Origin of the sequence: Chryseobacterium sp. HR92, from assembly GCF_045689405.1 — a bacterium.
In the GTDB taxonomy this organism is placed as follows: domain Bacteria; phylum Bacteroidota; class Bacteroidia; order Flavobacteriales; family Weeksellaceae; genus Chryseobacterium; species Chryseobacterium viscerum_A.
Genome location: NZ_CP139139.1, coordinates 4,770,812 through 4,784,539, shown reverse-complemented (window position 1 = coordinate 4,784,539; position 13,728 = coordinate 4,770,812). Strand labels below are relative to the sequence as shown.

Annotated in this window: 9 protein-coding genes; all 9 read right to left on the bottom strand. The window is 37.5% G+C overall.

Features of this window, described 5'->3' with window-relative positions; all coding sequences use genetic code 11:
* Positions 1-6: 6 nt before the first annotated feature.
* Positions 7-2,589: a TonB-dependent receptor gene (locus tag SFA27_RS21655; RefSeq protein ID WP_264518828.1), complete on the bottom strand. Its 2,583-nt coding sequence runs from the start codon at positions 2,587-2,589 to the stop codon at positions 7-9.
* A gap of 218 nt (positions 2,590-2,807) precedes the next feature.
* Positions 2,808-3,668, bottom strand: a complete 861-nt coding sequence (gene nadC / locus SFA27_RS21650) for a carboxylating nicotinate-nucleotide diphosphorylase (protein ID WP_047376421.1) — start codon at positions 3,666-3,668, stop codon at positions 2,808-2,810.
* A 10-nt stretch (positions 3,669-3,678) separates the two neighbouring features.
* Positions 3,679-4,311, bottom strand: coding sequence for a hypothetical protein (locus SFA27_RS21645; RefSeq protein WP_407294821.1), 633 nt, complete (start codon positions 4,309-4,311; stop codon positions 3,679-3,681).
* A gap of 14 nt (positions 4,312-4,325) precedes the next feature.
* Entirely contained in the window at positions 4,326-5,897 is a 1,572-nt protein-coding gene (gene nadB, locus SFA27_RS21640) for an L-aspartate oxidase (protein WP_407294819.1), read from the bottom strand.
* A 33-nt stretch (positions 5,898-5,930) separates the two neighbouring features.
* A complete protein-coding gene (locus tag SFA27_RS21635; RefSeq protein WP_047376427.1) occupies positions 5,931-6,557 on the bottom strand; it encodes an NAD(P)H-dependent oxidoreductase in 627 nt (208 codons plus the stop codon).
* 121 nt (positions 6,558-6,678) lie between these two features.
* The gene (locus SFA27_RS21630) at positions 6,679-8,937 is read right to left on the bottom strand and encodes a T9SS type B sorting domain-containing protein (RefSeq protein ID WP_407294817.1); all 2,259 of its coding nucleotides are present in this window, start codon (positions 8,935-8,937) and stop codon (positions 6,679-6,681) included.
* A 159-nt stretch (positions 8,938-9,096) separates the two neighbouring features.
* Positions 9,097-11,355 carry a lectin-like domain-containing protein gene (locus SFA27_RS21625; RefSeq protein WP_407294815.1) on the bottom strand — a complete coding sequence of 753 codons (2,259 nt, stop codon included), beginning with the start codon at positions 11,353-11,355 and terminating at the stop codon, positions 9,097-9,099.
* Between the two features lie 164 nt (positions 11,356-11,519).
* Entirely contained in the window at positions 11,520-11,996 is a 477-nt protein-coding gene (gene rnhA, locus SFA27_RS21620; protein ID WP_407294812.1) for a ribonuclease HI, read from the bottom strand.
* A gap of 65 nt (positions 11,997-12,061) precedes the next feature.
* Positions 12,062-13,648 (bottom strand): replicative DNA helicase, encoded by a 1,587-nt coding sequence (gene dnaB / locus SFA27_RS21615; RefSeq protein ID WP_047376434.1) that lies wholly within the window; start codon positions 13,646-13,648, stop codon positions 12,062-12,064.
* Positions 13,649-13,728 lie beyond the last annotated feature (80 nt).

The following is a 13,728-nucleotide window of genomic DNA, read 5'->3' as shown; positions in this document are numbered from 1 at the left end:
ATATTATTAGAAGTTGAATGATAAGTTTGCCGCCCATGTTCTTCCGAATCCGAAAAGTACACGGTTAGTAGGATCAATTCCTTTGTATAATGAAGATTGATAAGCCTCATATTGAGCTGCTGTAGCAAACTGATCACTAGTTTTTGTGAATACGTTTGTTGAAGCATCAGAGATATAAGTAGTATCAAATAAGTTGTAAACATTTGCACCAATAGTGAAATATTGAGAGCTGTCTCTTAATCTGATTTTGTAAGAGAATCCTACATCAAACAGATTGAAATCCGGTAACTTCATTACTCCTTTTTCTTGTGCAGCCTGATTAGAGAATGTAGCAATATCAATTGATGAGTAAAGTTTACCTACATATCTCCAAGTTCCGAAGATGCTAAGATCTTTTACTGGTTTTACAGTAGCACCTAATGATGCAGTCATCTGAGGAATACTGTTATTACTTGTTCCTCCTACTTTTACTTTATCTAAATAAAGAGTTGTTGATGTAGAAGTACCAGCTAAAGTAAGTGGATTATTGTTGTCGTCAAATGCAGCACCTGTAGCGTTTCCTTTATAATAGTAATCTCCCCATGAGAACATACCCTGGAATTCAAGATAATTAGTTGGTCTGTAAACAGCATCAAATTCAACACCTTGGTGAACTTCAGTAATACCACTGATTTCTGCGTATCCTGTAGTTGTTGTATTATCAGGTAGAGTAAACGTCTGGTTAGTTCTTCTTAACCATCTGTCTCCCCATTGGGTTCTGTATATGTTAACATTTGCGCTTAACTTTTGAGATCTGAAACCATATCCAACTTCAGCAGAGAAGATTTTTTCATTAGTTAAAGTTGGGTTAACTACCTGGAAGTTACTTGGGTATACAGAGTTGAAGAATGGCTGCTTGCTATAATATCCAACATTTGCGAAAACATTGTGATTAGCATTGATGTTATAGTTAGCACCTCCTTTAATGTTATATCCAAAAAGGTTTTTGAATCCTGTTTTTGTATTAACAACCTGTCCTTGTTGTTTCGTTACACCATCTTGGATGAAGTTGTCAATTCTTTGGTATCCTTGATTAGAAACTGATCCTTGCAAGAATGCTGAGAAATCATTTTTATTAAATTCAACCTGACCAAAACCACTGTACCAGATAACTTCACCGTCATTACTGTAACCAATCTGATCTTGGATAGGAGCTGTTTTTCCTCCAAAAGGATTCCAAGCTAGCTGTTGATAATCATAAGTTTTGTTAACAATATTAGGAGCAATATTTTTGTTATTGCTATCCTTATATCCTGAAGCTCCATATAAATCAGAAGCTACCTGATAATGGTATCCGTAGTAATATCTGTCATCTGTACCTACTGAGAAGTTCCAGTTATCATTAATTTTGTGTTGGAAATTTGCCAAGATACCATACCAGTTGTGAGAGTTGATACTTGATCTACGGATCAAAGTACTACCAGCACCAGCAGTATTTACGTTAACAGCTTTGTTCGCAGCAAAAATAGCATCGTAGTTGAAATGACCGCCTCCATCAATGAAAGAAGCATCAGTGATTCCTTTTCCGCCAACTCTACCAAGTTCACCAGTTCCACCACCTCTACCGTTAGACATGTATAAAACTGTACTTAACTTAGACTTTTCGTTCATTGTCCAGTCCCAGTTTACCATCATTACCGGCTTAGAGTAATAGTTTGCTCTGTTAGCTAATGATACTTTATTTCCATTTGCATCAGTGTAGTAACCATAATCAGAGTTGTATTGTCTGTATGGTGTTCCGTCTTGATCCGGATTGTACTTGATATAATTTTGGATTGTTGGAGAGAATGTTCTCTGATTATGCCATTGTGGTGCAGAAGTTAGGGTAAATTGGAAATTGTGTTTTTTATTTGGTTCCCAACCTAATGCAAAATAATAAGCATAAGATTCGTATTGTGTGTTTTCTATATAAGTGCTACCAGCCTGTCTGCTCATCAAGATAGATGAAGACCATCCATTTTCAGATTTACCTGTGTTGTAAGCAAAAGAGGTTTTAAGATAGTCATTGTTACCAACTCCAAATCTAAGAATTCCACCTCTTTTCATATCTGCTGATTTTGTTAAGAAGTTCATAGTACCTCCTACAGAAGCAATTGCCAATTTCGAAGAACCAAGTCCTCTTTGTACCTGCATCGTACTTGTTACATCAGATAGTCCGGTCCAGTTTGAGAAATAAACAGTACCTCCTTCCATGTCATTAACAGGCATACCGTTTACCATTACTGCAATATTTCTTGATTCAAAACCACGCATTGTGATCTGAGAATCTCCAAATCCACCACCACCTTTTGTAGCATATACTGACGGTGTTGTGTTTAACAATTCTACCAACTCCTGGTTTCCTTGTCTCTCAAGGATTTGAGCAGCTTTGATTGTAGACACTGCAACTGGTGTTTTTCTATCTTTAGCGATATCCGTTACACCTCTTAAAATTACCTCATCAATATCTTTGGACTTTTGCACTGTGTCCTGAACTTGTTGAGCGTAATAAACACTAGCTGTAGATAATGTAATAACCGCAGTTAGTATCGATTTGTTGATTAATTTCATAATCGTTAGTAATAATTAGTAATAATTAGATTTAATTTTCTGCAAAATTCGCGAAATAAAATTTAACTATTATTAACTCAATGTTAATTTTTAATCAGTCTTAATAATGTTAATAGGTTGAAATTCAGTATTATGACTAAAAACCGAAATTTTTTATGAAAAAAGTCATGTTATTGAATTTTTAACAAAGTGGGGGTGTTTTTGTTAAAAATTCAACGCTATTTCACTGCTTTGAGACTCAAATCTATATTCTCAGCAGAGTGTGTAAGGGCTCCTACAGAGATAAATGTTACCCCTGTTGAAGCAATTTCTTTCAGCATATCACGGGTAATTCCGCCTGAAGCTTCAGATTCACATGAGCCGTTGATCATTTGTACAGCCTGCTTCATAGTTTCCACATCCATATTATCAAGCATAATTCTGTCGACCTTTGCATTGATAGCTTCCTGAACTTCTTGAAGGTTTCTTGTTTCAACCTCTATTTTTAACTTTTTCTTGTTCTTTTTAACATAATCCTTTGCCATTGCCACTGCATTGGTAATACTTCCATTGTAGTCTATATGGTTGTCTTTCAGCATGATCATGTCATAAAGACCATATCTGTGATTGGTTCCACCACCTATGGCAACTGCCCATTTTTCACACATTCTGAAGTTTGGAGTCGTTTTTCTTGTATCTAAAAGTTTAGTTTTTGTACCTACTAACCTTGAGTCCCAATCATGGGTAAGGGTGGCAATACCGCTCATTCTCTGCATACAGTTAAGAACGAATCTCTCAGTGGAAAGGATGGATCTTGCACTTCCAGTTACAATAAGGGCTACATCGCCAAATTTACAAGGAGTTCCATCTTTAATGAAAATTTCCACTTTCAGGTTTTTGTCAAAAGTATTGAAAATGATTTCAGCCAGCTCAACACCTGCGAGAATACAGTCCTGTTTTACCAATAGCTTTGCGCTTTGTATAAGATCCTGGGGAATGGTAGATAACGTAGAGTGGTCACCATCCTGAATATCTTCTTCAAGGGCACTTTTTATAAATGTTTTTAATGCTTTATCGGTTACGTATGCTGGTCTTTTCATATTTTTGATTTTAGTAATAAAAGGAAGATCTTTTTCCGAACAATAAATCGTGAATAATAAAGAGCAAAAGGACTTCATTTTCCTTTGCATCTATTTTTTCAAAATCTATATTGTCTTTTATTTTTATATTGTTTTGATTAATACCCTGAAACTCTAATATTTGTTTTTCGTTTCGTCCTTGTGGTATAACTTTATAGCTCCATTTAAAATTATCCCAATTATATTCTTGAGTGTAATAAATAATTTTTTCTCTATTAAATGTTAAAATCGGATATTGAGGATTATTGACATAATATAGAGTTAAGCGTAATTTATTATCTTTAATTATATTATTTAAATCGAATTTTAAACTTCCATAATAATCTGGTTTTCCCAAACCTTTCATATTGCATAAAAGATTTAAAGCTAAAGGATATTTGGATCTGGGGATAATAATCTTTTTTAATAATGTTACTCCAAATACCCCCAAAAGAAGTCCTAAGAATATTATTCCTGCAAGGATAACTATATTTGAAAAATTATCAGTTTTTCCTTCTTTCACCCAAAAACTCAATAATATAAAACCACAGATCAATGAAAGTATCATTCTTGAATAGAATAAAATATTGACTGTTGTAAGAATATTTAAATTCAGGGTTTTCATTGATTTAATTTTTATTAAACCAAATCTTTATTATAAAATGCACCCTTATTCTCTGTCATTTCCATAGATTGGGTAATGATGAGATGGGCAACGGTTGTTAAGTTTCTTAATTCTGACAGTTGAGGGGAAAGAATAGAGTAGTGATAGATTTCATCTACAGCAGCAGCAATCTCCTGATGTTTCTGGAGCGCCATGTTCAGACGTCTGTTACTTCTTACAATACCTACCAGGTCGCTCATCATTTCCTGAAGCTGTTTTCTAAGATAGCTTACGATGACCATTTCGTCCATGATTTTCATTCCTTCTTCATCCCATTCAGGAACTGCCTTCAGGTCATCAAAGTTGAAACTGTTTTCATTCAGAAGTTCCACAGTTTTCATAGCTGCATTGTGCCCGAAAACTAAGCCTTCAAGAAGAGAGTTGGAAGCAAGTCTGTTAGCTCCGTGAAGTCCTGAGTTGGTACATTCACCCACAGCAAAAAGGTTTCTGATGGATGATTGTCCGTCCCGGTCTACTTCAATACCTCCCATTAAATAGTGGCATGCGGGTACAACAGGAATTAATTGAGTGAAGGGATCAATTCCTTCATCTCTGCATTTTTTATAAATATTGGGGAAATGTTCTAAGAATTTTTCATGGTTCATTTCCTTGCAATCTAAGCCAACAAATTCGTCTCCGGTAATTTTCATTTCAGCATCAATGGCTCTTGCAACAATATCTCTGGATGCTAATTCTTCACGTTTATCATACTTGTGCATGAATTTTTCGCCCCTTTTGGTTCTTAATTTTGCTCCGTCTCCACGAACTGCTTCTGAAATTAAAAACAACATTCCATCCATTTTGCTGTACAAAGCTGTGGGGTGGAACTGGTAATACTGCATATTGGAAACCTTTCCTTTTGCACGGGCTACAAAGGCAATTCCGTCTCCTGTAGCAATAGTAGGATTGGTGGTGTTTTTATAAACATGTCCGGCTCCTCCTGTGGCAACCAGTGTTATTTTGGAAGTGATTTTTTTGATGGTTTTGGACTTTTCATCCAGAATATAAGCGCCATAGCAATGGATATCTCCTTCGTTGAGTTCCTTTCCGGGCACATGGTGCTGCGTAATGATATCAATTACATAATGATGGTCGAGGATTTCAATATTCGGGCTGCTATTGGCTGTTTCCAACAAAGCTCTTTCAATTTCAAAACCTGTAATATCTTTGTGGTGTACGATTCTGTTTTCAGTATGGCCTCCTTCTCTTCCTAAAGCGAATTTGCCGTTCTTCATGTCAAATTGGGCGCCCCATTCTACAATTTCGTTGAATCTTGCAGGAGCTTCTCTTACTACCATTTCTACGACATCGCGCTTGTTTTCTCCGTCACCGGCACGCATTGTATCGTCAATATGTTTTTGGAAATTGTCATTCTGGAAATCTGTAACAACAGCCAGACCTCCTTGTGCATATTTGGTATTGCTTTCATCTTCATCAGATTTTGTTACAATAATGATTTTGGCATCAGGGAGCTGTTCAGAAACTTTAATGGCATAGGAAAGTCCGGAAATGCCGGAACCGATTACTAATACATCCGCTTTTATCATATGCTTGCTTTAGGTACAATCGTTTAAAAACGATTAAATAAATTTAAACAATTTTTCGTTTGGTTTCCTTACTTTTTTCATGTGCTGGAAAAGGTCTTCTTCAGAACGGTAGCCTAAAGCGAGGGTAACGGTTACTTTTTCTGTTTCGGGATTGATATTCAGAATTTCTTCTATAAGATCCTGGCGGAAGCCTTCCATAGGGCAGGAGTCTATATTTTCAATAGCAGCGGCATACATAAGATTGGCCAATACTATATAGGATTGTTTTTCTGCCCAGTTGAAGATTTCATCCTGTGTTTTCTGGGTGATATGCTGATTAATACTATTTCTAAAAGGATCCAGCTGTTCAACAGGAGTATCTCTTACTTCAGAAATATGATTAAAATATCCGCGGATATAGTTCTCTTCAATGATTTTCTTTGAAATGATGACGATAAGATGAGAACAGGTAGATATCTGAGAAGGATTATAGAAAGCCGGAATCAGTTTCTGCTTCATTTCCTCGCTCTCAACAATCACAATTTTATACGGCTGAAGTCCCAGCGAACTGGCAGACAGCTTTCCTGACTCAAGAATATTGTGAAGGGTTTCCTGAGGAATAATCTGATGATTGAATTTTTTTACAGAATATCTTCTGCTTAAAGCTTCCAAATAATTCATAGGACAAATTTAAGAATTGAATATGAATAAAGAGTCTTTAAAATGAAATATCTCCGCCCCGTTAATACAAAAAATCACCCTGACTGGCAGGGTGATTCTTTTGATGTGATGGAAAGTGTAATTATTCTCTGTTTTTTACAACAATCCAACCTGAGAATTTTATCGGAGTACTGTTTTTATTATTTTCATTCCATGAAACAGAATACCAGTAATTTCCTGTAGGAACTTTTTTACTTCCATTAGTGGTACCTGCCCATTTATAACCATTGGTTTTATCAGCCTGGAACAATTTGTAGCCATATCTGTCGAAGATCCCTATTTCCAGATTCTGTTTATTAGCAAGTGCAGAATAATCAACAAAATCATTAATACCGTCATCATTAGGAGTGATCACGTTGATCAGATTAGGGACCGTAATATTGACTTCCACAGGAACACAATTATAGCCGTCTCTTACATATACTTTAGCTTCTCCTCTGGTAATATTGGTAAACACATTGGAATCCTGCCAGTTGATATTATCCATTGAATACTGGTATGGAGGGGTTCCTCCGTTGGCATATATTGTTACTGTACTTCCTGAAATATCAACCGTGGTAATAACCGGATTGTCGGAAGGATATACTGTTACTTTTTGTGTGGCAATACAATCTCCGGTTTTAAGTTTCACCCAATAAGTGCCTACTCCTACATTTTTGATAGATTGAGTGGTGGCACCCGTGCTCCATTCATAGCTTTTGAAACCAGCACCTGCATCTAATGTTGTTGTATTTTCTATACAGATCGTCTGATCTAGTAATGTTCTTGAGAAAACTGGAGGGATGACAGTTAAAGTCACTTTAGCAATTGAATAACATCCGTTTGCACTGAATACTTTAATGTAAACAACCCCATTTGGAGCAATGTATGCCGCCGGAGTAGAGATTGCATTAGTTCCGCTGATGGCGTCAGCTAATGATGGGTAATATTCTTTTGTAAGTCCGCCCTGGGAAACAATAGCTCCTGTAAGATTAAAAGATGCCATAGATGGATTGGTTTCTATAAAGCAGGATTTTATTTCAACATCGTTGACAACAACAACAGGGTAGATGTTCAGAGTAACTTTAGCTGTACTTACACAACCTTGAGGAGTAGTTACCCTTACATATATTGTAGCAGCTGCAGAAGCATAGGCTGAAGGGTTTGTAATCTGGTTTGTACCATTATTAAGGTCATATAAAGTAGGGTAGAATTCCTTTGTAACTCCGGTAACAGTTGTTACAGCAGCAGAGTTAAGATCAAAGGTTGCTGTTCCGGCATTGTTGTTATTACATCCGGTAAGGCTGGCGTCTGTTGCTGCAAATGGGGTGGGGTTAAGCTGAATGACTCCGTCACCATTATCGCAAAGAGTGGAAGTAGGGTCTTTTACAACAACCTTGATGGTGGTATTTCCAGAATATTGGAAACTCGCAGGATTGGCGATAGGCGTGGAGCTTCCCAAAACATAATAAGTGAAAATATAGTTTCCAGGATTATTTACAAATTGAGAGTTAAAAGAAGTAAGATCTACTACACCATTTCCGGTAGCAGGATTGGTACATACGAAAGGAGTTACCGTATTACTTAAAATAGGAACTTTATCTACGAATACTTTAACATCTTTAATAGAATGTCTTGCACTGGCTCCTCCGGTTGCTGCAGAGAAACCGAAATACCCTTGTGACATTCCTACTGCACCTCCAGAAGGAGCAAAAGACTGATCTACAATAAGTACGCCGTTTATCCTTACTTTAATAATCCAGTTTGTTGGATTGGTAAGGTCTGTTTCTCCGTTTACTTCAACGTGTCTGTAGGTGTCTCCTACAAACGGCTGAGTAGCGATAAGGTCCTGAGAATGGTATGTGCTTCCAGGAGTGGTGTTGAATTCGATATTGTTACCTGCTGTATTATTGGTGCCATAAAGAATATGAACTTTACTCATCTGGCCTTCAGTAGTGTTGTTGAAAATATCAAAACCAACCATTAGTCCGGAAGCATTCGCAGGAATACCAAGTCCTCCTCCTGAAACGAATCCTGTAGGCGGGTTGGCAAGATACCAAAAGGTAAAGCCATCTCCTTTTCCAAACTGAGTAGTTCCGTTTCCGTCAATTCTGAAATCGAATTCCACTTTCCATTTATCACAATAGCTCAGGGTGATAGGGGTGGATAATTTTACGGCCCCGTATCTGCTGGTCTGGTCGGTTGTAAGTCTTACAAAGTCTCCGCTTACGATAGCATCAGAGACAAGATCCCAGCCTGTTGTATTTACAGGGTTTCCGGTAAGTTGGTAGGTTTGTGAAAATAAGCTTCCCGGCAAGCATAATAAGATAGTCAGTACAAAAATGAGTATATCTTTTTTCATAGTGGATGGATTGTGATGTTATACTTGTTCTTAGAAATAAAATTGTTTTTTGAATGTTTGAATTGCTAATAACAATATCTGATTCCAATCTCTGATTGAGCAGGTGTTGTTTTTAATATCAAAACTACCCCAAAATGAGGTAGTTTCTGATAGTAAAATTTATTCTCTGTTTTTTACCAATACCCAGCCTGAGTATTTAGTTTCAGTATTGTCTTTATTGTTTTCGTTCCATGAGATGGTGTACCAGTAAGTTCCTGTAAGAACTTTTTTACCGGAAGCAGTTCCGTCCCAGGTGAAGTTTCTCATCTTTCCGGCTTCATACAATTTATTACCATATCTGTCGTAAACAATGAATATCAGGTTTTTCTTGTAAGCAAGTGCAGAATAGTCAATGAAGTCGTTTACGTTATCACCGTTTGGAGTGATGGCGTTAATCAGATTGGGTACAGTGATCTGAACTTCAACAGGAGTACAGTTATAGAAATCTTTTACATATACTCTTACTTCTCCTCTCGCTAATCCGGTGAAAATATTGCTGGTCTGCCAGTTGACTCCATCCAGAGAGAATTGATACTGGGGTTTTCCACCTGCTACATTTACCGTTATCGTGTTGTTATCAATGTCAATGCTGGAGATCACAGGATTTGCAGATGCGTTTATTTTTACAATCTGTGTAGTGATACAGTTACCTGTTTTAAGCTTTATCCAATAAACGCCTACTCCAAGGTCTTTAACAGATGAGGTGGTTGCTCCGGTGCTCCATTCATAGCCGTCAAACCCAGGGCCTGCATCCAGATCTGTCTTTTCACCAATACAAATGGTTTTGTCTTTCAGAACAGATGATGGTACAGGTGGTAATACGATAAGGTTGATTTTAGCAATATTAAAACATCCGTTGGCATCTGTTACTTTTGCGTAAACGGCAGTACTTGTGGATAGGTACTGAAGAGGGTTCATAATCTCGTTGGTTCCGTCAAGGGCATTAGCAATGGAAGTGTAGTATTTTTTTGATACACCTGTGGTTAATGTGGTAACATCTGCAGTCGTCAGATTAAAAATAGCACTGGTGATATTGTTTTCAATAAAACATGATCTCAATGTAGCTTCTTTTACGGGAGTGTCAGGGTAAAATTCCAGCGTGATTTTTGCTGAACCTGTACATCCCTGAGGAGTTGTTACTTTTACATATACAACTCCCGGAGCAGATATGTAGTTGCCGGGATTTTGAATCTCATTAGTATCTGCATTGAGATCTGCTAACGTTTTATAATATTTTTTAACAGCTCCCGGAACACCTGTTACATTTGCAGTATTCAGGTTGAAAGTTGCAGTCCCGGCTTTGTTATTATTACATACCGTAATGGTTTTGTCTTCAGCTTTGAAAGGCGCAAGAACCAGTAATATCTTACCATCCGGGTTGTCACAAAGCAGGCCTGCATTATCTTTAATGACAACTGTAACTGTTGTATTAGCATTGAATTGATAATTGGCAGGATTAGCAATAGGTGTGGAGCTTCCCAGTGGATAATAAGTAAATGTGTAATTTGAAGGATTATTGACAAATTGCGAATTGAAAGATGTCAGGTTTACAGATCCGTATCCGGTAGTAGGATTGGGACAGAAAGACTGGGTGGCTGAGTTTTGTAAAATAGGAACTTTATCAGTATAAATTTTTACATTTTTAATAGAGTGTCTTGATCTTGCACCACCTGTGGAAGCTGAAAATCCAAAATATCCTACAGTCATTGCGGCAGCCGTTCCGGAAGGAGCAAAAGACTGATTACAAATTACATTACCGTCTATTGTTATTTTTAATATCCAGCTGGTAGGTGCCGCAGGATTTACCTGTGCTGTTACTTCAACATGTTTATAAGTTGTCCCCTGAAATGGCTGGGTGGTATTCAGATCTGGCGAGTGAAAAGAGCTTCCTGCAACGTTAAAGAACTCAACATTATTGGTATCACTCGTATTTTGAACCTGCCCATAAGCAACGTGAACCTTGCTCATTGTAGTGCTTGTAGTATTATTATAGGTGTCAAATCCTACGACAAGACCTACCGCATTTTGAGATACTCCGAGGCCGGAACCCAATACACTTGCAACAGGCGGATTGGCAAGATACCAGAAAGCAATTCCGTCTCCGTTGTAGGTTTGGTTGGAATCCATTCTGAAATCAAATTCCACTCTCCATTTATCACAATATTTTAAATTGATAGGGTCATTCAGCCTGATAGAACCGGATTGGTCATTGGTATCCGGGGTAAGCTGAATAAAATCTGTGTTTACCTGGGTAGGGGAAACCATCGTCCATCCTGTAGTAGTTACTGGGTTTCCGATAAGCTGATAAGTCTGGGCGAAGGACTTCCCAGCTATACAAAGTAAAAAAACAGATAAATACAATAATAGATTTTTATTCATTTAAATGGGACTTTGATTAATGTGTAAAGATATTAAATCCCAATCAATTAATGTATATTTAATGTTAATTTTGTTAAATATTTTAATTATTTTTTAATAAATAACGTTTCTTATGATAGAATAAAGAAAGTTATAGTGGTAATGATGTGTTTGTGTTAATCGAATTAAAATAATGAATTGTTATCCAGATTCTCAAAATAGGTATCAATTTCAAGATCAGGAGAGCTGGCTGCTGCAACGGCTAACTTGTCGCAAAGCTCGTTTTCAAAATGGCCCGCATGCCCTTTTACCCAATGCATTTTAGGAGTGTGTTTATTGTATAGTTCAACGAATTTTTTCCAGAGGTCGGGGTTTTTTACATTCTTCCAGCCTCGTTTGATCCATCCCGCAATCCAGTTTTGGTTGATTGCATCAGATACGTATTTACTATCTGTATACACGTGGATGTCATTTTCTGTGGATTTTAGTTTCTCCAATGCAGTGATGACAGCCAGAAGTTCCATTCTGTTGTTGGTGGTTTTCCGAAACCCTTTGGAAAATGTTTTCTGGTAATTTTTTTCAGGAACGCGCATGAGAATTCCATATCCGCCTTTTCCCGGATTTCCGCTGCAAGCCCCGTCGGTATAAATTTCGATTCTCAAATCTGCTTTTTAAAAAATTGAATTATGGGTTGTGAATTTAAACTGAATTTGGATTAGTCTTCGACTTAAAACGGAAAATCATCATCATCATCAAAGTCATTCATGGATGAGCCGGAAAGTTTTGAACTGTCCGGAAGGTCAAATGCTGCCCCTGGCTGAATGGTAGTTTTGATTTTGTCAAAGCCGCTTGGTTCTCCAAAGTTAGAAGGATATCCTCCTCCGGCTCCGTCCATTGCAGCTTCAATATCACCGAATTTTGCAAAATGTTTTAAGAAAGATAACCGGACATCTGCTGTGGCACCATTCCTATGCTTTGCAATAATCAGCTCAGCCTGATTTTCAGTAGAAGTTTCCTGTCCTTCTTCATCATTATCCCAAACGGTAATTTTATAATATTCTGGTCTGAAGATGAAAGATACAATATCCGCATCCTGCTCAATCGCTCCGGATTCTCTCAAGTCTGAAAGCTGAGGTCTTTTTCCCGGGCGGGCCTCCACACTTCTCGAAAGCTGTGAAAGAGCAATTACCGGAACGTTAAGTTCTTTTGCAATCGCTTTTAATGAACGTGAAATCATGGAAATCTCCTGTTCACGGTTTCCAACTCCTTTTCCGCCGCTGCTTCCTGCTGTCATCAGCTGAAGGTAGTCGACCATGATAATTCTTACTCCATGCTGCATTACAAGTCTTCTGCATTTTGCACGGAAGTCGAATATGGAAAGGGAAGGAGTTTCGTCAATATATAAAGGAGCGTTTTCCAACTCAGATACATTGGAGAATAGTCTCTGCCATTCTTCATCATCCAAAGTTCCTTTTCTTAATTTTTCAGAAGAAATCCTTGTTTCAGAAGCAATCATCCTGGTGATCAGCTGTACAGATGCCATCTCGAGAGAGAAAAGAGCCATAGGGACTTTGTGTCCTACTGCAATATTTCTTGCCATGGAAAGAAGGAATGCTGTTTTACCCATCGCGGGACGTGCGGCAATAATAATAAGGTCAGAATTCTGCCATCCACCGGTTTCTTTATCTACATCTCGGAATCCTGAAGGAACCCCTGAAAGCCCCTCCTTATCTTTTAAAGATTTAATTGTATCAATAGCCTGTTTTACCAATGAATTGGCTGTATCGAAACCCTTCTTAATTGTTCCGTTGGTAATTTCGAAGAAAGATTGTTCTGCTTTATCCAGAAGTTCAAAAACATCTGTAGATTCTTTATAGGAAGAATCTATTACGTTGGCAGAAACATTGATTAGGCTTCTTAAAATATATTTTTCAAGAATAACACGTACATGATATTCAATATGGGCAGATGAGCTTACTCCCATCGTCAGATCGATGATATAGTGGTCACCGCCTGCCTGGCTTAGTTTATCTTCTTTTTTTAAATTCTGAATAATGGTCATTAAGTCTACCGGTTGGTTTCCCTCATAAAGCTTCAGGATGGTAGAAAAGATGACCTGATGTCTCGGATCATAAAATACTTCTGGTGTAAGAAGGTCGATGGAATGGTCAAGCCCCTTTTTGTCAATCAAAAAAGTTCCGATAACAAGTCTTTCAAAATCCACTGCATTGGGAGGCATTTTGCCATCCGCAATAGACAATTCTTTTGCAAAGTTTCCGTGTGTCAGGGATGATAATGTTTCTTTCTGCGCCATGGTGCAAAGATAGTTTATTTAAAAAATAATAAAAAAATAGTATTCAACAAATTATTAGCAGTCTTTCGGAAAATGCTGTA

Bases quoted from the DNA above. Each gene is read 5' to 3' on its own strand.
- SFA27_RS21635 (WP_047376427.1), bottom strand. From the start codon at position 6,557: ATGAATTATTTGGAAGCTTTAAGCAGAAGATATTCTGTAAAAAAATTC.
- dnaB (WP_047376434.1), bottom strand. From the start codon at position 13,648: ATGGCGCAGAAAGAAACATTATCATCCCTGACACACGGAAACTTTGCA.
- SFA27_RS21625 (WP_407294815.1), bottom strand. From the start codon at position 11,355: ATGAATAAAAATCTATTATTGTATTTATCTGTTTTTTTACTTTGTATA.
- nadC (WP_047376421.1), bottom strand. From the start codon at position 3,668: ATGAAAAGACCAGCATACGTAACCGATAAAGCATTAAAAACATTTATA.
- SFA27_RS21645 (WP_407294821.1), bottom strand. From the start codon at position 4,311: ATGAAAACCCTGAATTTAAATATTCTTACAACAGTCAATATTTTATTC.
- SFA27_RS21630 (WP_407294817.1), bottom strand. From the start codon at position 8,937: ATGAAAAAAGATATACTCATTTTTGTACTGACTATCTTATTATGCTTG.
- nadB (WP_407294819.1), bottom strand. From the start codon at position 5,897: ATGATAAAAGCGGATGTATTAGTAATCGGTTCCGGCATTTCCGGACTT.
- SFA27_RS21655 (WP_264518828.1), bottom strand. From the start codon at position 2,589: ATGAAATTAATCAACAAATCGATACTAACTGCGGTTATTACATTATCT.